Below are 25,599 nucleotides of genomic sequence, written 5' to 3'. Positions count from 1 at the left end.
TTAAATTTTAACTGTTAAAATGACAAAGTAGCATTGAGAAAATCAGTGTGAAATTTGCTATTTATTCGAGATGGAGTAAACAATGATCACTCGTAAAATCCTTGCTAATGCTATTCGTTTCCTCAGTATGGATGCGGTTCAGAAAGCAAAGTCAGGGCATCCAGGAGCGCCAATGGGAATGGCGGATATTGCTGAAGTACTCTGGCGTGACTATTTGGATCATAATCCGGCTGATCCTAGCTGGGTAGATCGTGACCGTTTTGTATTATCTAATGGCCATGGCTCTATGCTACTTTATAGTTTGCTACATCTTACCGGTTATGATTTACCGATCGAAGAATTAAAAAATTTTCGCCAACTTCACTCCAAAACACCGGGACATCCTGAATATGGTTATACTCCAGGTGTTGAAACCACGACTGGCCCACTGGGACAAGGGATTGCAAACGCTGTAGGGTTTGCTATTGCCGAGCGAACGTTAGCTGCGCAATTTAATCGTCCTGAGCATACTATTGTTGATCATTATACCTATGTATTTATGGGTGATGGTTGCATGATGGAAGGTATTTCACATGAAGCTTGTTCACTGGCCGGAACACTAAAACTAGGTAAACTGATTGCCTTTTATGATGATAATGGCATTTCAATCGATGGTGAGGTAGAAGGTTGGTTTACGGATAATACTGCTGAACGTTTTGCTGCTTATCACTGGCATGTGATCAAGGGTATTGATGGACATGATCCAGAACAAATAAAGTCAGCAATAGAACAAGCCCGTAAGGTTACCGATAAACCTTCTTTATTAATCTGCAAGACAATAATTGGTTATGGCTCGCCACATAAGGCGGGATCTGAAGAAGCGCATGGTTCGCCATTAGGTGAAACGGATATTGCTGAAACCCGGACGGCACTAAATTGGCCTTATCCAGCTTTTGAAATACCAGCAGATATCTATCAAGCCTGGGATGCTCGCGAAATAGGGCAGAAAAAAGAGACCGCCTGGCGTGAAAAATTTGCCGCCTATCAACAGGCTTTTCCGCAACTTGCCAATGAATTTATACGTCGTACCCACGCTGAATTACCGGCAAATTGGCAAGCTCTGGCGAATGATTTCGTAAGCGAATTACAACGTAACCCCGCCAATATTGCCAGCCGTAAAGCTTCACAAAATACATTGGAAGTTTTCGGTAAGGTATTGCCTGAACTTTTAGGCGGCTCTGCAGATTTAGCTCCTAGTAATTTGACTATGTGGTCGGCTTCTAAATCAATAAATGACGATTTAGCCGGTAATTATATTCACTATGGTGTCCGTGAATTTGGTATGTCGGCAATTATGAATGGCATCGCATTGCATGGTGGTTTTATACCCTATGGCGCAACTTTTTTGATGTTTGTTGAGTATGCCCGTAATGCAGTACGCATGGCTGCGTTAATGAAAATTCGTAGTATTTTTGTTTATACTCATGATTCTATTGGCCTGGGTGAAGATGGCCCCACTCATCAGCCTGTTGAGCAATTAGCTAGTTTGCGTATGACGCCTAATATAAGTACTTGGCGTCCCTGCGATCAGGTGGAATCAGCCATTGCTTGGCAATATGCGATTGAGCGTAAAGAGGGGCCAAGTGCGTTGATTTTTTCCCGTCAAAATCTTGAGCAGCAGCCACGTGATGCTAAACAGTTAGCCAACATTATTAAAGGGGCTTATGTGCTGAAAGATTGTGAAGGAACACCAGCCCTTATTTTGATAGCAACCGGCTCTGATGTTGGATTAGCTGTTAAGGCTTACGAAAAGTTGACCGCGGAAGGCTATAAAGTACGGGTGGTTTCTATGCCATCAACGGATACTTTTGATCAACAGGACGCCACATATCGTGAGTCTGTATTACCCTGTTCGGTGACAGCACGACTTGCTGTTGAGGCGGGCATTGCTGATTATTGGTACAAATATGTGGGGACAACCGGTGCGGTTGTTGGTATGCATACTTTTGGCGAGTCAGCGCCGGCTGAGATTTTATTTAAAGAATTTGGTTTTAGCGTGGAAAATGTGATTGCAAAGGCAAAATCTTTATTGTCGTAATTGACAGAAACGGTGTGAGCGTACTGGTCAATTTTATATGATTAGATACGCTTTTTTTATTTAAGCCGATGATCTTGATCTATTGCGAACATCTTTTTAATGTCGTAACCTGTTTACGTTTAGCTGAAACGTTTCAGTTTTGAAGTTGATAGAGATTTATTGATCAAAAGCACACTTTTTATGATTGACAACAAAAATCCTCAGTACAAAAGCTGTAATTATCAGTATTCTTAGCCGTTAATAAATCAGTTGTTAAATTGAAGGAATAGTATGGTAGTTAGAGTGGCAATTAATGGATTTGGGCGAATAGGGCGTAGTGTTTTAAGAGCGCTTTATGAATCAGATCACCGCGCTCAAATAACTGTTGTTGCGATTAATGAAATTGCTACTGCAAAAGGGATAGCGCATTTATTGAAGTATGACTCTAGTCATGGTCGATTTGGCTGGGATGTGCACCTGGATAACGATTCGTTAGTGGTGGGTAATGACAAGATTCATCTCTTTCATCAATCTGAGATTGAAAAACTGCCATGGCGGGCATTGGATATTGATATAGTACTTGATTGTACTGGTATTTATGGTTCAAAGGCCGATGGTTATGCGCATTTAGCCAGTGGTGCAAAAAAGGTTCTATTCTCCCATCCAGGCAGTACTGATCTAGATGCGACTATTGTCTATGGTGTTAATGAAACCAGTTTGAAAAATAGTGATCAATTGGTATCAAACGCATCATGTACCACAAATTGTATTATTCCTGTGATAAAAATATTAGATGATGCTTTGGATATTGAGTCTGGTACAGTGACAACAATTCACGCTGCAATGAATGATCAGCCGGTTATCGATGCTTATCATCCAGACTTACGTCGAACACGTGCGGCTAGCCAATCTATTATTCCTGTTGATACCAAATTAGCTGCTGGGATCACTCGAATATTGCCTAAATTCAAAGATCATTTTGAAGCCATATCGGTTCGCGTGCCGACTATCAATGTAACGGCAATTGATCTCAGTGTGACGGTAAGATCTAAAGTAACGGTAAGGAAAGTCAATCAACTATTGCAACAGGCAGCAAAGGATTCATTTCATGGTATAGTTGATTATACTGAATTGCCGTTAGTATCAACTGATTTTAATCATGATCCACACAGTGCTATTGTCGATGGTACGCAAACACGTGTTAGTGGAGAACACCTGATTAAGCTTTTAGTTTGGTGTGATAATGAGTGGGGTTTTGCCAATCGTATGCTTGATACGACATTAGCAATGGCTGCTACTGGTTTCAACAAATCTATCTGTTGACAGACAGTATGGGCATACTGTTCTCCATACACAGCAGAAGATTAATAATTTAGAGAATCAACGAGAGGATTCACCATGTCTGTAATTAAGATGACTGATTTAGATCTAGCGGGTAAAAAAATATTCATCCGGGCTGACCTAAACGTTCCTGTCAAAGATGGCAAAGTTACCTCTGATGCACGCATCCGTGCTTCTTTACCGACGATTGAAAGCGCTTTAAAACAAGGCGCAAAGGTAATGGTAACGTCTCATTTAGGTCGCCCTATTGAAGGTGAGTATAATGAGGAGTTTTCATTGAAACCCGTTGTAGACTATTTAGCAGATAAGCTTGATTACCCTGTTCGTTTGGTAAAAGATTATTTAAATGGGGTGGAAGTTGCTAATGGCGAGCTGGTGGTTCTTGAGAATGTTCGCTTCAATAGGGGGGAAAAAAAGGATGATGAAACTCTATCTAAGCAATATGCCGCACTTTGTGACATCTATGTAATGGATGCATTTGGTACCGCTCACCGAGCTCAAGCTTCAACTCATGGAGTGGCAAAATTTGCACCTATCGCATGTGCAGGTCCACTATTATCTGCTGAGTTGGAGGCATTAGGTAAAGCATTAAAAGAGCCAGCTCGTCCAATGGTTGCAATCGTTGGTGGTTCAAAAGTTTCTACTAAATTAACTGTTTTGGATTCTTTAGCAAAAATTGCCGATCAGATTATTGTCGGAGGGGGTATTGCCAATACTTTTATTGCTGCTGAAGGTCATAAAGTTGGCCGTTCTTTATATGAAGATGATTTGATCCCAGAAGCAGAAAAATTATTAGCGACTTGCGATATTCCTGTGCCAACCGATGTTCGTGTGGCAACCGAATTTTCTGAAACGGCACAAGCGGTGATGAAATCGGTTAATGATGTTAAAGATGATGAGCAGATTTTGGACTTAGGTGATGAAACTGCTAAACGTTTGGCTGATATCCTTAAAAAGGCAAAAACGATTTTATGGAATGGCCCGGTTGGGGTTTTCGAGTTCCCTAATTTTCGTCATGGCACCGCAGTGATTGCACAAGCCATTGCTGAGAGCGAAGCTTTCTCTATTGGCGGTGGTGGCGATACATTAGCGGCCATTGATCTGTTTGGTATTGCAGATAAAATCTCTTATATTTCTACTGGCGGTGGTGCTTTTCTTGAATTTGTGGAAGGTAAAAAATTACCTGCCGTTGTCGTGTTAGAAGAACGCGCAAAACAGTAATTATATCTGAAGAAAATGACAGGTAGTATTGCTTACCTGTCCAATAATAGGACTTTATCTCATGTCTAAGATTTTTGATTTTGTAAAACCAGGTGTTATTACCGGCGATGATGTGCAAAAAGTTTTTGCCATTGCCAAAGAGCATAAATTTGCGTTGCCGGCCGTCAATTGTGTAGGTACAGATTCGATTAATGCTGTTTTGGAAACTGCCGCTAAGGTTGGTTCTCCTGTCATTGTCCAATTCTCTAACGGTGGTGCCTCGTTTATCGCTGGTAAAGGTTTAAAAGCAGAAGGCCAGCAAGCTGCGATTTTAGGCGCAATTTCAGGAGCTCATCATGTACATCAGATGGCAAAACATTATGCTGTACCTGTGATATTACACACCGATCATTGTGCACGTAAACTACTGCCTTGGATTGATGGCTTACTGGATGCCGGTGAGGAATATTATAAAACCACCGGTAAACCACTGTTTTCATCTCATATGATCGACTTGTCTGAAGAGTCATTGGCGGAAAATATTGAAATTTGCTCCCAATATTTGCACCGGATGAGCAAAATGGGGATGACGTTAGAAATTGAGTTAGGTTGTACCGGCGGTGAGGAAGATGGTGTCGATAACACGGGCTTAGATAGCACATCACTTTATACCCAACCCGAAGATGTCGCCTACGCCTATGAGCAATTGAGTAAAATTAGTCATCGATTTACGATTGCGGCATCTTTCGGTAATGTACATGGTGTTTATAAGCCAGGTAATGTTCAATTAACACCAAAGATCCTTAAGAATTCACAAGAATACGTTGCGCAGAAATTTAATTTGCCAGCGGAAAATAATCTGAATTTTGTTTTCCATGGTGGTTCAGGCTCTACTGCTGAAGAGATTAAAGAAGCAGTCAGTTATGGTGTGGTAAAAATGAATATTGATACTGACACCCAATGGGCGACTTGGGAAGGCATTTTGAATTATTATAAGAAAAATGAAGGTTATCTACAAAGCCAATTGGGTAATCCAGAAGGTCAAGATAAACCTAATAAAAAATATTATGACCCTCGTGTTTGGCTGCGTGCGGGTCAAACTTCTATGATTGCGCGTTTAGAACTTGCATATAAAGAGTTAAATTGTATCAATGTGCTGTAACTAATCGCTATTCTATTTCCTGGTTCTCAACCCTATGGTTCACACCATAGGGTTTTTTATTATATAAAGTAAGCTCGTTTTTTCATTTGTTGCTTATTTGCAATAATTTATGCCATGTATACAAAACCCGCGAACGGCTCACAAAATATTTTTTTCTTGAAAATACCCATCCTCGAATGGATCCACGGGTTAATCCTTTAGTAAAAGCCAGCCTACTATTGTTGAATTTTTGTAAAATAATTATTGAGCAAAATTGGCCAATATGATTGCCGCACACTATATTAAATTTTTCATTAGATAGGTGGATTTTGAAGTAGATAGCGGATCAAAATTAATAATCAAGTTAGGTACAAAAAATGAACACAATGCTCAATAGTCAATATTATCATCTTGAGTCACAGAAAAATTTAACAAAATTTACTCGTAGTAGCGAATGGGGCCGGGTACCAATATTCGATAAAAAAGATAACGATGTAATAACTGGTGGGGCAGACGACGATACCATAAATGGTGGTGAAGGCGACAATACAATAAATGGCATGGAAGGTAACGATTTAATATTTGGTAATGGAGGCAAAGATATAATATATAGCGGGGATGGCAAAGATACAATAGTTGGTGGGGAAGGCAACGATACCATAAATGGTGGTGAAGACGACGATACAATAGATGGTGGGACAGGTAAAGATATAATAGATGGAGGGGAAGGCAACGATACGATAAATGGTGGTCAAGACGACGATATAATAGATGGCGGAACAGGTAAGGATACAATAGATGGCGGGGAAGGAAACGATACGATAAATGGTGGTGAAGACGACGATACAATAGATGGCGGTGCAGGCAAGGATATAATAGATGGCGGGGAAGGCAATGATAGCATATTTGGTGGTGAGGACGACAATATAATAAATGGCGGGGCAGGCAACAATACGATCGATGGTGGCAATGGCGACGATCTAATATTTGGCAATGGAGGCAACGATATAATAGATGGCGGTGCAGGCAAGGATATAATAGATGGCGGGGAAGGCAATGATAGCATATTTGGTAGTGAGGACGACGATATAATAAATGGCGGGGCAGGCAACAATACGATTTATGGTGGCAATGGCGACGATTTAATATTGGGCAATGGAGGCAACGATATAATAGATGGCGGGGAAGGCAACGATAAACTATATGGCAGGGTCGGCAACGATATAATAAATGGTGGTCAAGACGACGATACAATAGATGGCGAGGATGGTAACGATAAACTAAATGGCGGGATGGCAACGATATAATAGATGGCGGATATGGCAACGATACAATCGTTGGCGGGACAGGTAACGATCTAATAGGAGGTGGGGCAGGCGACGATATAATAAACAGTGGGGAAGACGACGATACAATAGATGGTGGGGACGGCAACGATAAAATAGAGGGTGGGGATGGCGACGATCTAATATTTGGCAATGAAGGCAACGATATAATAGATGGCGGGACAGGAGACGATAAAATAAATGGCGGAAAAGGCAATGATACAATAGATGGCGGGGATGGCAACGATTTAATAACTGGCGGGAAAAGCAATGATATAATAATGGGCAGCAGAGGCAACGATATTTTAGATGGCGGGGATGGCAACGATATTATAGATGGCGGCGATGGCAACGATTTAATAATTGGCGGCGATGGCAACGATACAATTAATGGAAGGAATGGCAACGATACAATAGAGGGCGGGACAGGTAGCGATAAACTATATGGTGGTTCAGGAATAGATATTTTTAACTACGAAGCAATTAATGATTCATTATTCACATCACCAGATATAATAATGGATTTTGAAGTTGGTATTGATAAAATAGATATTTCTTTATTGAGTAAAATTAGCAATAGTTTTTTTCATATCAACTGTGTAAATAGCTTTTCTGATAAAAAAAATGAAATGCTCATCAATTATGATAAAACACAAAATTTAACAAAATTAATGCTGGATCATGATGGTGATGGGCAGGCAGAATTTCAAATTCAAATAATCGGTTCAATCAATCCTATTGAAGATGTTTTAATATTTTAAATAAATGGGCTTCTGTTGTATTAAAGCAAGCGGATTAGCAAAAGTTTTTTAGTGGCGAACAAATAAAATTTTGGATAACTAATGATAAATCTTGCCTTGCCGAATATTGAAGCTGTTCCTTTTTTAATATCGGTAAAAGGGTACCAATGTTGCAGCAATTAGTACTCTGAACGCAGAAAAATCCGAAGAAGAAACATACTGTTAGACAGCGTAAATAATTCTCCATTCGGTTAAAATAGAACATCGACATATCAAACGACGAATACCCGCGATGTTAGTTTTCAAATCCTTCCGCGGGTGTCAAACCTTGTTTGCAGCTATCGAATTGATACACATATTAAGCGAAGAATAGCCTCACATCCGAAAAAGAACATCTTGTTACTGGCAAGCCAACTTTATTTGTTAGCTCGCTAGCAACAACAGCGTAATTTTTACGGATTTGCTGGCTAGTCAGCTAAAAAACTTTCTCCCTTAAACGTGAGGATGCCATTTTCAAATATATAATTTTTTAACGTCTTCAAATTCACTCTATATTGTTTACTGAGCCCTCTCAGTCCACCGGACTTTGCGATCTCTTTTGCACCTAATGACACTATCTCTGTTAACAACTCAGAGGTTATTTTATTGGGTTTGTCACCTAAAAAACGTTTTCCCCTAAATTTGAGCGTGCCATTTTTATTAGGGTAATTCTTTAACGTATCCAATCTCACATTATATTGTTCACTGATCCCTTTGATTCACCGGCTCTTGCGATCCTGTCTTCACCTGATGACATAATCTCTGTTAGCATCACAGGGCTTACTTTATTGGGTTTGCCACCTAAGATACCTTCCCCTTTAACCGTTAGTGTGCCTTTTTTATTAAGGTAACTCTTTAACATACCCAATCTCACATTATATTGTTCACTGATTCCTTTGAGTCCACCGGCTTTTGCGATCCCGTCTTCACCTAATGACATAATTTCTGTTAGAATTTCAGGGGTTATTTTATTGGGTTTGCCGCCTAAGATAGATTCACCTCTAACCGTTAGTATGCCTTTTTTATTAAGGTAACTCTTTAACGTACCCAATCTCACATTATATTGTTCACTGACTCCTTTGAGTCCACCGGCTTTTGCGATCCCGTCTTCACCTAATGACATAATTTCTGTTAGCATCACAGGGGTTATTTTATTGGGTTTGTCACCTAAAAAACTTTTTCCTCTAACTGTGAGCGAGCCATTTTTATTAAGGTAACTCTTTAACGTTTCCAAACTTACACTATATTGTTCACTGAGCCCTTTGAATCCACCGGATTTTGCGATCCCTTCTTCACCTAATGACACTATTGCTTTTAATAGCTCAGGGGTTAATTTATTGGGTTTGTCACCTAAAAAGCTTTTACCCCCAACTGTGAGCGTGCCATTTTTATTAAGGTAATTGTTTAACGTACCCAATCTCACATTATATTGTTTACTAAGCCCCCTCAATCCACCGGATTTTGCGATCCCTTCGGCACCTAATGACATAATTGCTTTTAACATCACAGGGGTTATTTCATTGGATTTGCCGCGTAGTACAGCTTCCCCTACAACCGTTAGTGTGCCATTCGTATACATGTAATTATATAACGTCCCCAATTTCACATTATATTGTTCACTGATTCCTTTGAGTCCACCGGCATTTGCGATCCCGTCTTCACCTAATGACATAATTTCTGTTAATATTTCAGGGGTTATTTTATTGGGGTTGCCACCTAGAAAGCTTTTCCCGCTGACAGTGAGGGTGCCATTTGCATTAAAGTAACTATTTAACGTACAAAAATTCACATTATATTGTTCACTGAGCCTTTTTAGTCCACCGGCATTTGCGATCCCGTCTTTACCTAATGACACTATCGCTTTTAATATCTCAGGAGTTAATTTATTGGATTTGCTGCCTAATAAAACTTTCCCTCTAATCGTGAGAGTCCCATCCGTATTGAGATGATTATTTAAGGTGGAATAATTTATCTTATATTTTTCACTGACCCCTCTAAGTCCACCGGCATTTGCGATCCCGTCTTTACCTAATGACACTATCGCTTTTAATAGCTCAGGGGTTAATTTATCGGGTTTGTCGACTAAAAAAAGCTTTCCTCTAACCGTGAGGGTACCATTTGCATAGAAGTAATTTTTTAAGGTGGTATAATTTACTTTATATTTTTCACTGATCCCGCTTAGTCCACCGGCCTTTGTAAACTCCTCTGGGCCTAATGACATTATCGCTTTTAATATCTCAGGGGTTAATTTATTGGATTTGCCAGCTAAAAAAAATTTTCCCTTTAGCGAAGGAGTGCTATTTGTTTGGGGATAATCTTTTAGTGTAGTCAAATCGACGCTATATTTTTCACTAAGTCCTTTTAGTCCTATGGCCTTTGTAAACTCTCCTGGGTTTAATAATACCCTCTCTGTTGACATTTTAGGGGTGACTAATTTTACTGTTTCTTTTTCTTCCAAAGTGTCAGTTTGACTAGTACTTTGAGTGAGTAAATGATGAGGAATATTATTGTACTCTATTTTCCTTTCTAAATTGGCATTATTCATTTGCTGTTGGGTAAGTTCATTAGCTATAGGATGAGAGGGTAAAGCTTCATCTTGAGGATAGATGCTGAACCAGATATCAAAGGTACTATGGTTACAAGAGTTGATATATTGATTCACAACTTGCTCGTAAGTTTGTGAAAGTTTTTCAACTACCTCTGGTTGTAGTGTATTAAGATCACTATAGGGGGTATGCAATAGAACCACCCACTCTGGATCAACCGGGCCTAAAATATGTGTTTCATCAAAGTTTGTTGCTCTTTCTAAACTGCCTGTTTTAGAAAATAGCAACGCTATCGCGCTAGTGTCTGGATCTTCAAAATTTTGTTTGAATGAGACGGCAGGTAAGCCAAATGCGGCAATAGCAAAAATTGCATAGGCTTTATTGTGAGAGACAAATCGCACTATTTCATCATAATTTCCGGCAAGAATGGTTGTTTCTCCTAGTTTGCCAATCATAGGGTATAAGGAATCAATGTCATCTGAAGGTAGAAAACCATTTATTTCTGGCTGTTGATTTACCGGATCAAGGACAATCTGAAATAGCAACGGCAAATTATCGCGCGCAGTTAATCCATTAGGTAGTAAGCGACTTTCTCCCTGAATATGAGCAGAAGATGATATTAATCGCTGTAGTAACATCTTGGGTGGATCATTTTCGTTGTGAAAAGCGGCAGGGGCAACTGTTGATAAATGATTTATTGGAAACACGTTTTGAACTCCATAACAACAGAATATAAATAAAGCATCAAGCATAGAAGAAAAATAATTATTGTAATAATTCAAGTCTGATTAGATAGTTACTTACTTTATTAATGCAGGATCCCCAAATGCCATCGCCATTGGCACTAGTGCCTAAGTCGTTATCACTCAGATTGGTTGAGTTGGAGCACATGCAAGTTCCATTAACGGTGCCAGCGATACGTTTATCCAGGGTGTTTTTGCATAATCTATAGTTTTCAACCAAGCAAGATTTTTTTATTTAGGATAAGCTGAATTATTAACTGACTGATTATATGTATCCAGATGAAGTCCTGACAAGAAAACACCCTACGAAGATAGGGAAGATCCTATAGCAACAATTATAAAATAGTCTTGAATCACACCACGAGCATGAGGAAGATCTACTAACTCCAAGAAATAACTAAGTAAAACTCCCTGTCAATACCTGCTACTCAGTATTTTTTCCACTTTCTCTTCTTTGTTTGATCGTAAACAGCATTGCTTGTGTTTCTACCCTTGTATGATGGAGCGGCAATTTCATTGTTTAAGGAATAGTAAAGTGAAAACGAAAATGAAAATGAGCTTTCTGGTACTAGCCTTCGGCGTTTCCTTCTCTTGTGCCGCGCTTGCACTACCCAATATTACTGTCCTGGCAACAGGCGGCACTATCGCAGGTAGCGGTGAGTCACCGGTCAAAGCCAGTTACACACCAGGGACAATCAAAGTCGATCAGCTCGTGGCGCTGGTGCCACAAATAAAGCAGATCGCCAATGTTAAAGGTGAACAGGTGGTTACTGTTCGTTCGCAGGATATGGATACCACGGTATGGCTCAAGCTGGCGCAAAAAATAAATGCGCAGTGTTCAGGTACTGACGGTTTTGTTATTACTCATGGTACCGATACCATTGAGGAAACCGCCTATTTTCTAAACCTGACAGTGAAGTGTGAGAAACCTGTAGTACTGGTGGGTGCAATGCGTCCGGTTACTGCACTTAGCTCTGACGCGCCGGTAAATTTGTACGACGCGATCGTGACGGCAGCGTCACCGGACAGTGCCGGGCGGGGTGTGATGTTGGTGATGAATGGCAAGATCCTTGATGCACGGGATGTGACCAAATTAAACACCGAGAATTTAGGGGCGTTCCAGTCGATTAATTATGGCGCTTTGGGAGCTGTCTCCGACAGCAAAGTCACCTATACCCGGACGCCTGTGCAAAAACACACTGGACAGACGCAGTTCGACGTCAGCAAGCTGACTCAACTACCGGAGGTGGGTATCGTCTATAATTACGCTAATGCGTCTGATATTCCTGCCAAGGCTTTTATTGATAACGGCTATCAGGGTATTGTGAGCGCGGGTGTAGGTAATGGCAATATCTCCCATGCTATATTAAATACGTTATCCAATGCGGTCAAAAAAGGACTGGTGGTGGTGCGTTCCTCACGTGTTTCTTCCGGGCCAACCACACGTAACGGCGAAATTGATGATGACAAACACGGTTTTATTGCGTCTGGGACGCTAAGCCCCTATAAATCCCGAGTGCTACTTATGTTGGCACTGACCCAAACGAAAGATCCAAAGAAAATCCAGCAATATTTTTCACAGTATTAATAATGACAGGGGCGCATAGCCCCATTATAGTCGCTGCAATTGTAGTAGTTGTTTATTGCTAAAAATGTTATTGCAAAAAATCTCTTGTTTTTGTCAAAAACTTATTCTTTTAAACTTTGACTATAATTTATAGGCTGAGTTAAAAAATTACGAATTTACAATCTATAGTAAAATAAATTTTTAATTTAATAAGTTATAAAATGTTGGATTGTCAACGCACTCTGTCAGTCCACACTCCAATATGGTGGATATAAGGTTAGCCAGTATTAAAAACATAAATAGATAAATCGCTATTTCTCTCGCAGGGGATTTTGCGACTTGTATTTCTGCGGCATTGAATAACATTAATACTGAAATAAACAGAATAATCGCTAAAGAGAAAAGTAAGGACCAAGTATAAAGATGCAGACCAAAGACGGTAGAATAATATCCTGGATCACCTGGCAGAATATGAATTAACAATTGTCGGGTTGCCGTCATACATGTGGCGATAGAACTAAAAATAATTATACTGTAATGGCGTTGATTAATGCCAAGGATAAGATTAAATAGAAAACCGATGCCTATCATTATAATGCCTACTCGTTGTAATAAGCATAGTGGACATGGTATTTCATGTAATATAATTTGATAACAGAACGCAACAATTAATATTGCACATATTCCTAATAACCCTAGAATATTTAGATTAGAAATGATCTTTGTTGAAGTTAGTGTTTTCATCATAATTCTCTAACTAAAAAGACAGATTAATATTGTCAGTTGCATGATATTTAAATAATAAAATAGTTATAACAAACAGCATTAATAAAAGTATGTAACTTAGTTTTCTCTGTTTGAAAACAAGTGAAATAGTGATTAGAAAAGCGATGATAAAAGGTAAAAACATTATAAGATCCTATTAATATAAAATTAACTATTAGATTTTATATGCACGATAATATTATCAAGATACATGAAATATCAGATGTTATTTTTAATTATAAATTATAGATGTTAACTAATTGATGTCAAAAATTATTAATAATATTTATTGGTAAGAAATAATCTAACTTAAGATTATTGTTATATTAAATTAAAAATTTTATATAATGAATAATTATAAAGTTATATGATTATTGATATAAGAAAAAAATGAAACATTACCATTAAAGAGGGTAATAAAACCAATTTTATCAGCTTAACATTACCCGTAAGTTTTCATTCTTAATAACAACTATTAATATTTCATAAAGTTAAATTATATAGTTGCTTTAATATTACCAAAACAGAAATACTTTATTTCTAAAAATTCATCGATCCCATAATGGGAACCTTCGCGCCCGAGTCCTGATTGTTTAATCCCACCAAAAGGCGCCATTTCATGAGAGATAAGTCCTTCATTGATACCAATCATACCCGTTTCCAATGCTTCAGCAACGCGATAAATGCGGTTGATATCGCGTGAATAAAAATAGGCTGCTAAGCCAAATTCGGTTTCATTAGCTAACTGAATTGCCTCTGATTCATCAGTAAATTTAAATAAGGGTGCTAATGGGCCAAATGTCTCTTCTTTTGCGACTTTCATTTGGTTATTTACATTAATCAATACCGTTGGCTCAAAAAATAATTTTCCTTGTGAAGCGACATTGCCACCGGTTAATATGTGTGCACCTTGTTCGATAGCATCGCTGATATGCTGTTTCACTTTGTCGATAGCTTGCTGATTAATTAAGGGTCCGAGTTGGGCATCTTTTTGACTTGCAGGCCCGATGCGCAGAGTTTTAACTGCAGCACTTAACCGTTTTGCGATCTCATCATAAATACTAGTTTGAACAAGAATACGATTAGCGCAAACGCAAGTTTGTCCACTATTGCGAAATTTTGCCGCTAATACACCCTGAACAGCGGCTTCTAAATCCGCATCATCAAAAACGATAAAAGGTGCATTACCGCCTAGCTCTAATGAAAGCTTTTTGACGGTATTAGCGCACTGCGCCATTAATAATTTGCCTACTTGCGTTGAGCCAGTAAAGGTTAATTTGCGGACAATAGGGCTTTCTGTCATCACCGAACCAATCGTTTTTGCATCGGTACTGGGTACAATATTCAAAACGCCGGCTGGAATACCTGCTTTTTCAGCAAGTACTGCTAATGCTAAAGCTGACAGCGGTGTTTCAGCGGCAGGTTTTAAAATAACAGTACAGCCAGCCGCCAGAGCAGGCGCAACTTTTCTGGTGATCATGGCATTGGGAAAATTCCACGGCGTAATAGCAGCTACAACTCCAACAGCTTGTTTGATGGTCATTATTCGGCAATCAGCGACAGGAGATGGGATTGTTTCACCATAGGTTCGCTTTCCTTCTTCAGCAAACCATTGGATAAAACTAGCGCCATAAGTTATTTCACCCATTGCTTCGTTATGGCATTTACCTTGTTCCAAACTCAATATTTCTGCTAAGGCTGACTGATTCTCCATAATCAGATAAAACCATTTATTTAAAATTTGACTGCGTTGTTTTGCGCTCATTGTTCGCCAGGCGGGTAATGCCTTATCAGCGGCAGCGATTGCTTTTTGTGTTTCGTTTTTGCCTAAATCACTAACTTTAGCAATTACATTACCATTAGCGGGATTAATAACATTAAATGTTGAATGCTTGTCAGCATCGACCCATTGACCGTTAATATAGGCTTGTTGACGGAAAAGGGGAGAATTAATGAGATTATTTTCCATTGATTTTTCTCCAGAATTTAGGGGTGGAATACCATTTGATATTTTATCTTTAATTTTATTTTCAATTGTGGCTAAGAACTGCAGAATAACACATGCAACAATTGCTAACTGATTTAAAACTGCGTTAATAATAGTTATCATCATTACTAGGTTAGATTTTTATTCTAATTTAGAAAAATACAATAATCAGCTAAGCACAAATAACACCAATTTTATTGCACTAAATGATGATCACGGGTTAATAATTTTGTATCAGGCGATTATTTTGTCGTGTTAGTATCATATTGTTATATGGGATACCTCATTCATCATAGATATCAGCAATTATATTATAGTGAAGGGATCAATAAAATTTTGTTCACTACATTGGAATGTTAAAATAATATGTTGCTATCGCTGCTAGCGATCATAATTGGATATTCAAAAAAGTGGAGTTGTCACTAGTAGCCCAATCTTATCTGTTAGCTGGCTAAAAAACAGCAGCGTAACCTTTGCTGCTCTGCTGCTGTAAATGCAACATAATAAATTTATCATTATCTATTAAAACAATATGATAACCAAACTTTATTAAGAGGAATAAAAATAAACGCTACGAAATCTTAATATTATTTTTGTTGATTAAATAATATTTTCGCAGAAAGAAAATTATCGTTGTTATTACTACCCTATTCAGCACTATTATTGTGGTTATTCATAAAACTTCCCTTAATATTATTCAGGTTTTGTTGTTAATTAAGTAAATAATAATTCAATTAGAATAATTATTATTCTTCTATAGCCATATAATTGAAGGTACAATAAAAGTATAACAAATTATTATTTGATCTATTAAGGCGTTTTTTTGCTATTTTATATGGCTAAAAAATTCTTTTATGCTTTAGTTGCCTAAAAAAACGTTCTATTCTAGCCAAATTAAATTTTTTACGATTAATGTGATAAAGCCAAAAGTTACTAATAAAAATCTACCACTCTGGCAAAAAAAATTGATATGATAAATGATATTGGTTATCAGTATCATTTACATTGTGGGATATTAATATGTTTTCTCCCTCTACTATCTTTTTTGCAAATTCTATTAACTCTACTAATTCTTTAGAAAAGACTTCAGAAGCTAAATATAATATAGATCAATCAACTTTTTCTTCTATGATAAATAATGTTAGTAATTCTAATCAGAATATAGATAACGAATCTACACCTTCTATTCTTATACAGCCAAACGCACTAGATAAACAAAAAAATATATTAAATAGTGCAAAAACTTCTTGTAAAAAAATAACAAGTTCAGCATATCATTATTTGCGTTCAATTGATGGTATTGATGAATTTACTGGGGCGACAGGACAAATTTTACCACAATTTCAACAGGCATTATTATCGTTAAGTATATTACTACCCGCAATTCCTTTTGTTGGAATTGGTGCTAAAGGTGCTATTGATGAAGCAACAGAAAATTTTCAGGTTATTTATCCTTCGTTTATAAAAGAAATGAAGCAAAAAAAACAGGAAATATTAAAAGCATTACAACAAAATAATGCTGCAAATGATGTCGACAAGAAGCTTATTAAAAAAGATATTGAACAATACTTCGATGCTTGGATTGATTGGTTACAAGGTGAAAATAAACAAGAAAATAGCGAACATTTCCAGCAACTGTGTGCTGTCTGGCAAGACTTGCAAGAACAAGGTCATGGTTCAGCAAAGATTCCTTATATGGCTAAGGAATATCAACGTATTAAACAAGAATTCCCTGCTGTAAAAATTGAACGCAATTCTTCTCCATTGCAAGCCGCAGCGATGAGTTTGATGACGGCAGGAATGGTTGGTTTGTCTGCAAAATCAATTGCAGATCTATTGTTATCGCAAGGGATCCAGGCAGCAGAAGTAGCTAGTGATGCGGCAGGGTTGGTAAGCAATATTCTACTTTTGCCAGCCCAAATAATGATGACATCCTATGGAATTGCTCAAACCATTGCTGGATCTAAGCGAGATAAGCTACTACAAGAAAATCGTACTTTATTAAAAAACAACCAACACCAAGATTTTGTTAAAGAAAATATTGCCCAATTAAAAGAAATAGCAGATCGCAAAATACATTATAATTCGAAGCAAAGATTGGAGTATGGGGCTGTAACAGCGATTGGGCAGTCAGCGATGGCATTAAGTTCTTTAAGTGCCATTACTGGAGTTGGTGCGGCGGTAGGTTTTGTACCTGCTGCAATTGGCGCTCCAGCGACTATTTATGGAGCCTTTATTCGCATAAGAAGTAAAGTGCAAGAAGTAAAATTTTTAGGGGTTAAAGAAGCTGAAAATTTATCTAATAAACGATTAAATTTTGATAAGCTAACGAAAAATAAAGCTAAAGAAACCGCTCCAGTCACTAAGCAAGCACCTCTATCAACGACTGATACACATAATACTGTTGTTAAAACAGCCACTAATACTATGCTACAACAACAAAAAATCTTAGCAGAAGCAAAATTACTCTCGATAATTCAAAAGATCCTCAATAAAGCCTATCAGAATAATATTTTACTAACTGCACAAACATTACATAAAGAGGTTAGTTATGAAGTAAATCAATTATTTGATAGAGTAAATAAGAGTCAAAAACGATTTATAGAACAACCAAATAAACATTTTATCCGCCAACCGACTAGTTTATTATTAGATGATTTAAAAATAATAAAAGATATGCTTACCATTGGTGAATACAGGATTGACTGTATTGAAAATAAATTAATAAATCAACAAGGATACTATGATTTAATGTCTAGCTTAGGGCAGATACAAAAACAGCATAAAATATTGCTATCAACAACTAGCCAAGAAAAAATATTAAAATCTTGTGTGCACGATTTTTTAAAGCTAACAACAGAAAACAAAATAATCAAAGCAGCTTTACAACAGCAAGATGGTATTTCTGATAAATTATTTACTTGGCATGACCTGCAACAACTAATCCAGATTGATAAACAAGCAAAAACTATTTATACCCAACATTATAACCATTATTTTATTAAACAAATGAAAAATGAAGCTAAATTTTTAAGGGATGATGCTTATGAGCATATAATAAATGCATTAGCAACGGAAGCAACAGCTGAACAAAATACCAACAACCCCGTATAGTGAGACACTGTTAGTTATATCTACTTTAATAATAACATGTTAAACAATAGAGCTAATGTTAATTTATCACTATGCTACAGATATTAAGTTAATTTAAATAAAAAGTTTTTTTTGCAAATTTTAACTAGCGTCTATTATAAGAACGAGTTTATCGTTAGGGTTATAGATTGCATTTATTTAAAACAAATCCTATTGGATGAAATTGTAATAAAAAATAGAGTAAAATGATGTTAGAAACTTTTTTTATCGCGCTGTGACATGCTAGATTGTGATATTTGGTCACTAAAATAAATGGCAAAAAATAGCAGCACGAAAGATGGACAATTTTTCGTCGAGTAACGGTAAATTATTTACTTTATTAAATACCAGGGATAACTTATTAAATAATCCAAATTAGTTTCAAAGTACTTATTGCTAATAAGTTTTTAAAATAGAGTTTATGATAAATATTTTGTTTTATATGACCATGCAGGTTTAACAAAAGGTGTCATATAATTGTCTAATAAATATTATCAAAATATTTGGCACAGATGACATATAAACTCAATTATTTTTCACAAAAATAACATCTTGTAAATATGCTAGATGTTGGAGGTCAGCTAATATTTTCTATTTATGCTAAAGGGGCGAATGGCTATTATTGATATTGTATATATAAAGGTTTTGGCTCTAAATTAAGAATTTCTTGCTTAGAAAGCAATCTATGAGGAGGAGAGATTAAATCATTTTTATAAAATATTTTTATCCCGGTATAAATAGCATTTGGTTCTGAAGATATCACTTGGCTATACTTGGTTTTTTTTACAATCGGTGCGCCAAAACCATCCATATTTAACACAACTTGCACATTTTTCGATTTTTTCACGTTATCAAAATCAATCACCATTCTCTTTGTGAATCGGTGAATAACTAAAACTTTAGGTGGTAGATTAAACTCTTCAACCAAATTTGATAAATAATCAATAATATAATTAATATCTACAGAAGATATAGAACCTATTGCCTTCCCAGGTATATTGCCATTGTGCATCATAAACTCAGGATCTATACCTAAATGAACATTTGGCATTTTTAAATAAGGTCGAAGTCTTGTCACCTCATATCTTAAATCACTCAATCCGGGTTGGATGTCTAAAAATAAAATGGTGTCTTTTTCCATACCGGCGATTGAAATTGCATTATCTATTTGGTATTTGTTCATCCTGTTAATGTATTGGCCATCATTACCTGGATTATTACTTGCAACGATGGTTATATAGTGCAAAGCCATTATCGCTGGGGTTGTCGGATCTGCTGCATTCCACTGTGCAGCTTCAGTTTTTAATTTATTCCACATCTGTAAGGGGGAATACTCGCCTAATACTCCCATTTTTCTTGAGTCAAAATTACCATAATAAGCAACGATTCTTCTATCTGGAAGCAGGTATTTATCTGAGTCATTATCTTTTTTAATTAATTTATTTTTATGCAAAGGAACTTCATTTGTATTTTCTATACAATAGCTTTTTGTGCTCGCTTCATAATAGAACAGAGCGACAAATAGAATAATATTGTACATACATGTTCTAATTCCCATATTCTTTTTTCTTCTCTTTGATAGAACAAAGTGTTCAGCTCAATATTGCCAAATTGTATACTCTCCCTATCAGTATCTATCACATCCATGGCCAGGTTATTTTCGACTGATAGATGCTTTTCCTAAGTTGCAAAAATTTTTTACTAGTGGCTAAATTAAATGTTGCCTATATTCATCTTTGAGCACTGATCCGTGGATGTCAAGATTTAACACTTTATTAATATTAATGAAAATGATTTTTATATTGTCGTGGTCAATTTATTGTGCTTTTTTGCTTACTGATTAATTTCAGTCTCGATAACCTAAGTAGGTTGTTTTGTAGAGTATTTTGAAACTGGTTAGCCTGAAGAATTTTTGTTTTTTTTATTTTTTACGCAATAATCTATTTGTCATTATTAACATACCGATATATTACATTTTAAAATTGATAAAGAGTTGCTGAACTATACAACCCAGATTTAGGATGAGGGAAGCTGTGGTTATATCTCTCATAGTGAACTAGCTAAAGAATAGAATTTTATAGCACAAGATTTTCAATATATTAGAAAAAACTTGAAATACTAAATTATTAATTGTTGATGAATAGGGACAGCTGTTTAATGTGGCTGATGTAGAAAAATTATGTCAATACTCTAATTTTGTGTAAGAAAAATAAATGAAATTAACTCTAATATAAAAAATAATAAGGATTTATATTCAGCTTTATCTAAAATAAGTAACCAACTTGAATTTTTAAAAAAAGGATATTGAGATTTATTGTGGCATATTGCTGTTATCTGAAAATTGTAATAATGTTTATCTTACTGATTCCATTATAGAATCTAATACATTAGAAGAAGTCTTTGATAAAATTAGTTTTTTTAAACAAAAAATTTATAATATAAATAATTCAATAATTGACAAAGAAACATTATTATTTGAAGTTAATGATTTTTTTCATTAATAGATGAAAAATTTAAAAAAGTAGAAGAACATTATTTAATTATTATGGAAAATTATACTGATAATAAATTATCCTATATAAAATTCACCTTTACATTTTAAAAAAGAAGAAATTTATCTATAGCTGATTGATTATTTGTTAAATCAGAATTTAAGCAAAGAAATTGATATTAAAAAAATCAATGAAAAGAATTTTTTAGAATTATATTCAGAATATATCTATCATGATGTAAGAATATATCCTCAAGCACTTATAGAGCTAAAATATTTAGTAAGATCATTTAGTTACCAAGAAATGACTCAACAAAGTTTTATTGAGTTAATAATAGAAGTTCATTCATTAAGTCATTCTTCATTTGATTTATTAAATCAATTACTGGCAAAAGAGGCACATTAGTAAAAACAAAGATAATTTACTGACTGTGTACTTAGTTAAATGTGCTGGCAACAGGGATAATTAAAATGATAACTCAGACTTTATTTATTTCGTTATATCAAATAATAGTTTGAGTTTTTTATATTCTATATTTATAGGCGGATTTTCAATAGTTATTTTTGCTAATTTTATTCTGGCTGTTATTTTATCAATGACTTGATAGTTTAATAATTGAATGCTGAAGTCAATTATATGCTATTAAAAATATTTATAAAAATCTATAAACCCTAACATGAAAATTACTTAATTTTTCTATTATATTGGCAAATTGAGTAATATTTAAAAATAAGCAAGTATGTGGCGGTGAATTTGTAAAAATAAAGGAATGTTATAACCTCTTATAGTTTGTTAAAAAAAATAACATTTAAAGATGGGAGGGGGTATGGGGGGAAGTTATACGCATATTAGGATAAATTACAATAATTCCAATCAATCGGATACTCGGTATACATTACCTACTTCAGTTCAAGTCCCAACCGTTAATTCTTCTGATAGGTCAACTCCATTACCCTCTACCGAGGCCACAACGACGTTGCCAACTTCACATAGCACAATGAGGTGGTCGTCTTCACATAATACAACCACGTCGCCAACTTCGCATAGCACAACGACATTGCCGACTTCGCACGTAACGATTAAGATGCCTGATGCGGGTGTTGATTTGAACTATGGGTTAATCAATAATACTCCGACATCAACGCAGCCAACTGTGACCTCAACGACAGCGCCAACTTCGCATCCTGTAACGACAGCGCCAACTTCGCATCCTGTAACGACAGCGCCAACTTCGCATCCTGTAACGACAGCGCCAACTTCGCATCCTGTAACGACAGCGCCAACTTCGCATCCTGTAACGGCAACGCCAACTTCGCATCCTGTAACGACAACGCCAACTTCGCATGTAAAAATTAAGATACCGGGTTCAAATGTAGATTTAGACTATAGTTTGATAATAGATAGAACACCGACTTCATCACAGCCAGCAGTAACGTCAAAGGAAGCATTATTTATACCTCGTTCACAAGCGTCAAAGCAAATTGTCGAGCTAATGAATGATTATGCCAGAGGTGGTTATAGTAATGGAGTTAATAATAAACCTTCTTATGATATTACTAAAGCGGCAGAACAAATATCGCGAGAAAATTCAACCTGGAATGGTAAAAATATTCTTGGTAGGCATGCTGACATAACTTACACTTTTTATGATTGGGGGCAGGCAAATTCGAATTCGCCTGGTTCCACTCAGGTGGTTGGCCTTAGTGAACAACAACAGCATCAAATATTGCTCGCATTAGATTCTTGGGCTTATGTCGCTAATATCACTTTTAGCCTTAAATCATCGCTCAGTGGCCGAGCAAATCTTGATTTTGGTAATTTTAACAGAGTGCAAGGTCAAGCTTTTGCTTATTTACCCAATTCTGGGGCCCTTTCCGGCGAATGCTGGTTTAATGTACAGAACCATTCAGAAAATTTATATCCAACTAATGGCAATTATGGCCGACATACTTATGTTCATGAGATTGGTCATGCCTTAGGTTTATCTCATCCGGGTGAATATAATGCACAAGAGGGTGTTAGATTAACTTATCTGTTTGATGCGAGTTATAAGGAAGATTCTCGTCAATTTAGTGTAATGAGTTATTGGCGTGAAGATGTTACCGGTGCCTATTTTCAAGGGCTTTATGCAGCGGCGCCCTTGCTAGATGATATTAGTGCTATACAAAGGTTGTATGGGCCAAATATGAATACTCGCACTGGAGATACAATCTATGGTTTTAATTCTAATACGGGCAAAGATTACTATTTAACCAATGATGCCCGTATAGAGCTGATATGCTGTATATGGGATGCCGGAGGTAATTATACTTTAGATCTTTCCGGCTATTTTCAGAGACAACGAATAAATTTGAACGAGAGTACATTTTCTGATGTTGGTGGTTTAAAAGCTAATCTTTCAATCGCTAAGGGAACCGTTATTGAAAATGTTATTGGCGGTTATGGCAATGATACTATTGTCGGTAATGATGCAGCTAATAATATTAAAGGCGGAGCGGGCAATGACACTATTTATGGAGGACTTGGTGCTGATCGACTTTGGGGTGATGGCGTAAATCCGCAATCGATTCGGTTTACTCAGGCCATGCAAAGTATTGGTTCAGAGAAGTTTAATTTTGATACTTTAAGTCCAGAGCAGTGACAAACTATTGAACAGGAGATAACTGCATTTGATTCAGCCAATGCGGCTGGAATAATAGGAGCAGAAGCTGACCAATCTACCACGCAACAACAAATAACAACGCAGCAAATAGCCGATCGGAGAACCGCGGCTATCTCTCATGAAATTATTGAAGAAGATCGCTTTATTTATTTTTCTGCTAAAGAATCAACACCTTCAGCTTGCGACATGATTATAGGATTTCAGGCTGGAATTGATAAAATAGATCTCTCTGCAATGAAAATTAGCAATAAGGCGCAAAATACAAATAGAGACTATGTTGTTGAACAGTTTAGTCATAAGATTGGAAAAATTGAGGTAAAGCATTATTCGGATAATGGACATCGTATTCTTATCAGAGGGGATAGTTATTCTGAAGGGGATTTTATGCTAGACATTTTCGGTACCTTTAATCCAGATACCGATATCATTGTATGGTAGTTATATTAGCTGCCTATAATCTGGCAAATAAGAAAGAAAATAATGTTAGTATTATTAACAAGCTTAAATGATTGGTTTGGATTTTATATTAGTAAATAGATGGTATTGAATGCATCTATTTTGCTCATGATATTAATTTATTTCTATTTAAGACGCATTAAGTTAGTAAAGCTGAATAGATTTTTTATTTGCTATGCTGTTACCGATATGAATAATAATAAAATTAATATTCTAATAACTATTTGTTTTAAAAATGTAAAATGAATTTTTTTATTTCTCTGATAATTCAATATTCATCGGATGGTTTATTATGACAGGGGAAAATATAATGCTATTTATGTTGCCTTTAACTCCCCAACTTTGGCTGTCCTGTAAAGACATGGCCGAAGAGACTATTTTTGTAGATTATTTATGATGTAACAAATCTAGAACCGATTTTAATAATCATGTCACTGTATTAATTTCAGATTATGATAAATTTTATACCATCAATCAAACTAGGTTAAAAAAAGAGGCCAGATGTACTGGCCTTATCAGGTTAGAAGGAAGTGTAATAACAATATTATTTTTATTTTTAATGGTTTTGGCTACAATTAATTTTTAACAATATTTTCTTTTCTTTCATTGAACTAATTGAATTTTATTGTTTTGGTGGTTGAGTATTTTGTTGCATGCTAGCCGCTTTTTCTTTAGCACTTTCGCTTAATGCGTTTGCTTTATTTGTTATATCCTCTTTAGCCGCTGCTGCTTTATTTGTTATATCCTCTTTCGCCGCTGCCGCTTTATCAGATAATGTCTGTACTTCAGAATTAAACCCTTCTTTAACCTGAGTTGCTTTCTCTTTTGCTTGATTTGTGACTTCAGTCGCTTTATCTGAAATATTTTGCTGTAACTCAGATGTTTTTTGTTGGGTTGCTTCTTTTAATTGATCTGCTTTAGTTGATAGTTTATCAGCTTCTTCAGTGGCTTTATTTTTTATATCGGTCGCAGCTTCTTTTGCCTCATCCACCACTTGTTTGGCTTTATCTGCACCCGCCTGTTTTATTTGTTCAGCACTCTCCTTGGTTTGTTGGATGGCATCGTCGACTTTAGGCGATTCATCACAGCCAGTAACAGCAGTTATTATACCCGCCAAGATGAGCATACTTAGAATTTTTTTGTTCATTAATAGGTTCCTTTCTCTATATTCATGGACGATCATAAATAAGTATATAATCAATAAAAAAGACTTTAACATTATAGATACATCTTTTGAATAAAGACATAAGACAGGATATAAGATTTTAACAACATAACAACTTGATATGTATAACTCTGTAGCTTATGTTCATTATTCATTAAGCATAGATGAGAATTAGAGGAATGAAAAAAAATTAGCATAAGTAATTGTGCTAAAATGATAATAGATAATCCTTCATGAGTGGT

17 protein-coding genes and 1 pseudogene are annotated in these 25,599 nt (G+C 36.2%); 12 read left to right on the top strand and 6 right to left on the bottom strand.

Annotated elements, in window-relative coordinates:
* The first annotated feature begins 82 nt into the window (after nucleotides 1–82).
* The 7 genes and pseudogenes from tkt to LDL57_RS17695 all read left to right on the top strand — a co-directional run bounded on the left by tkt (nucleotide 83) and on the right by LDL57_RS17695 (nucleotide 7,824).
* A complete protein-coding gene (gene tkt, locus LDL57_RS03080) occupies nucleotides 83–2,077 on the top strand; it encodes a transketolase (protein ID WP_180560598.1) in 1,995 nt (664 codons plus the stop codon).
* A 270-nt stretch (nucleotides 2,078–2,347) separates the two neighbouring features.
* Nucleotides 2,348–3,379 carry an erythrose-4-phosphate dehydrogenase gene (gene epd / locus LDL57_RS03075; protein WP_180560597.1) on the top strand — a complete coding sequence of 344 codons (1,032 nt, stop codon included), beginning with the start codon at nucleotides 2,348–2,350 and terminating at the stop codon, nucleotides 3,377–3,379.
* 75 nt (nucleotides 3,380–3,454) lie between these two features.
* A complete protein-coding gene (pgk, locus tag LDL57_RS03070) occupies nucleotides 3,455–4,618 on the top strand; it encodes a phosphoglycerate kinase (protein ID WP_180560596.1) in 1,164 nt (387 codons plus the stop codon).
* Between the two features lie 61 nt (nucleotides 4,619–4,679).
* Complete coding sequence (gene fbaA / locus LDL57_RS03065; protein ID WP_180560595.1) at nucleotides 4,680–5,759, top strand: class II fructose-bisphosphate aldolase; 1,080 nt, start codon at nucleotides 4,680–4,682, stop codon at nucleotides 5,757–5,759.
* 356 nt (nucleotides 5,760–6,115) lie between these two features.
* Nucleotides 6,116–7,045: a calcium-binding protein gene (locus LDL57_RS17700; RefSeq protein WP_180560594.1), complete on the top strand. Its 930-nt coding sequence runs from the start codon at nucleotides 6,116–6,118 to the stop codon at nucleotides 7,043–7,045.
* Nucleotides 7,042–7,293, top strand: a pseudogene (locus tag LDL57_RS18085) (calcium-binding protein); the annotation flags it as partial. The gene LDL57_RS17700 and the pseudogene LDL57_RS18085, both read left to right, overlap by 4 nt.
* A gap of 51 nt (nucleotides 7,294–7,344) precedes the next feature.
* Entirely contained in the window at nucleotides 7,345–7,824 is a 480-nt protein-coding gene (locus LDL57_RS17695) for a M10 family metallopeptidase C-terminal domain-containing protein (protein WP_180560592.1), read from the top strand.
* 706 nt (nucleotides 7,825–8,530) lie between these two features.
* Here the strand turns inward: LDL57_RS17695 and LDL57_RS03055 are convergent.
* The gene (locus tag LDL57_RS03055; RefSeq protein WP_225507040.1) at nucleotides 8,531–11,095 is read right to left on the bottom strand and encodes a hypothetical protein; all 2,565 of its coding nucleotides are present in this window, start codon (nucleotides 11,093–11,095) and stop codon (nucleotides 8,531–8,533) included.
* A gap of 583 nt (nucleotides 11,096–11,678) precedes the next feature.
* Between LDL57_RS03055 and ansB the strand changes: the two genes are divergently transcribed.
* Nucleotides 11,679–12,719 (top strand): L-asparaginase 2, encoded by a 1,041-nt coding sequence (gene ansB / locus LDL57_RS03050; RefSeq protein ID WP_180560674.1) that lies wholly within the window; start codon nucleotides 11,679–11,681, stop codon nucleotides 12,717–12,719.
* A gap of 180 nt (nucleotides 12,720–12,899) precedes the next feature.
* On the opposite strand, the gene LDL57_RS03045 is transcribed toward ansB, so the two are convergent.
* From LDL57_RS03045 to LDL57_RS03035, 3 genes are all read right to left on the bottom strand, one after another.
* A complete protein-coding gene (locus LDL57_RS03045) occupies nucleotides 12,900–13,445 on the bottom strand; it encodes a disulfide bond formation protein B (RefSeq protein ID WP_180560590.1) in 546 nt (181 codons plus the stop codon).
* A gap of 10 nt (nucleotides 13,446–13,455) precedes the next feature.
* Nucleotides 13,456–13,608: a DUF5993 family protein gene (locus LDL57_RS03040; protein WP_225507038.1), complete on the bottom strand. Its 153-nt coding sequence runs from the start codon at nucleotides 13,606–13,608 to the stop codon at nucleotides 13,456–13,458.
* Nucleotides 13,609–13,959: 351 nt separating this feature from the next.
* Nucleotides 13,960–15,432 carry an NAD-dependent succinate-semialdehyde dehydrogenase gene (locus LDL57_RS03035; RefSeq protein WP_180560589.1) on the bottom strand — a complete coding sequence of 491 codons (1,473 nt, stop codon included), beginning with the start codon at nucleotides 15,430–15,432 and terminating at the stop codon, nucleotides 13,960–13,962.
* Nucleotides 15,433–16,470: 1,038 nt separating this feature from the next.
* Here LDL57_RS03035 and LDL57_RS03030 point away from each other — a divergent pair.
* Nucleotides 16,471–18,564, top strand: a complete 2,094-nt coding sequence (locus LDL57_RS03030) for a hypothetical protein (RefSeq protein WP_180560588.1) — start codon at nucleotides 16,471–16,473, stop codon at nucleotides 18,562–18,564.
* Nucleotides 18,565–19,201: 637 nt separating this feature from the next.
* Here the strand turns inward: LDL57_RS03030 and LDL57_RS03025 are convergent.
* The gene (locus tag LDL57_RS03025) at nucleotides 19,202–20,122 is read right to left on the bottom strand and encodes a metallophosphoesterase family protein (RefSeq protein WP_225507036.1); all 921 of its coding nucleotides are present in this window, start codon (nucleotides 20,120–20,122) and stop codon (nucleotides 19,202–19,204) included.
* A gap of 1,096 nt (nucleotides 20,123–21,218) precedes the next feature.
* Between LDL57_RS03025 and LDL57_RS03020 the strand changes: the two genes are divergently transcribed.
* From LDL57_RS03020 to LDL57_RS18080, 3 genes are all read left to right on the top strand, one after another.
* Nucleotides 21,219–21,479, top strand: coding sequence for a hypothetical protein (locus LDL57_RS03020; RefSeq protein ID WP_180560586.1), 261 nt, complete (start codon nucleotides 21,219–21,221; stop codon nucleotides 21,477–21,479).
* Nucleotides 21,480–21,900: 421 nt separating this feature from the next.
* Nucleotides 21,901–23,715 carry a M10 family metallopeptidase C-terminal domain-containing protein gene (locus LDL57_RS03015; RefSeq protein ID WP_225507034.1) on the top strand — a complete coding sequence of 605 codons (1,815 nt, stop codon included), beginning with the start codon at nucleotides 21,901–21,903 and terminating at the stop codon, nucleotides 23,713–23,715.
* A gap of 207 nt (nucleotides 23,716–23,922) precedes the next feature.
* A complete protein-coding gene (locus tag LDL57_RS18080) occupies nucleotides 23,923–24,174 on the top strand; it encodes a M10 family metallopeptidase C-terminal domain-containing protein (protein WP_375141949.1) in 252 nt (83 codons plus the stop codon).
* Between the two features lie 640 nt (nucleotides 24,175–24,814).
* On the opposite strand, the gene LDL57_RS03005 is transcribed toward LDL57_RS18080, so the two are convergent.
* Complete coding sequence (locus LDL57_RS03005) at nucleotides 24,815–25,339, bottom strand: hypothetical protein (RefSeq protein WP_180560584.1); 525 nt, start codon at nucleotides 25,337–25,339, stop codon at nucleotides 24,815–24,817.
* Nucleotides 25,340–25,599: the final 260 nt, after the last annotated feature.

Source organism: Arsenophonus apicola, assembly GCF_020268605.1.
GTDB lineage: Bacteria > Pseudomonadota > Gammaproteobacteria > Enterobacterales > Enterobacteriaceae > Arsenophonus > Arsenophonus apicola.
Note: the sequence above shows the minus strand (reverse complement) of the source record. Positions and strands in the feature narration are given on the sequence as shown.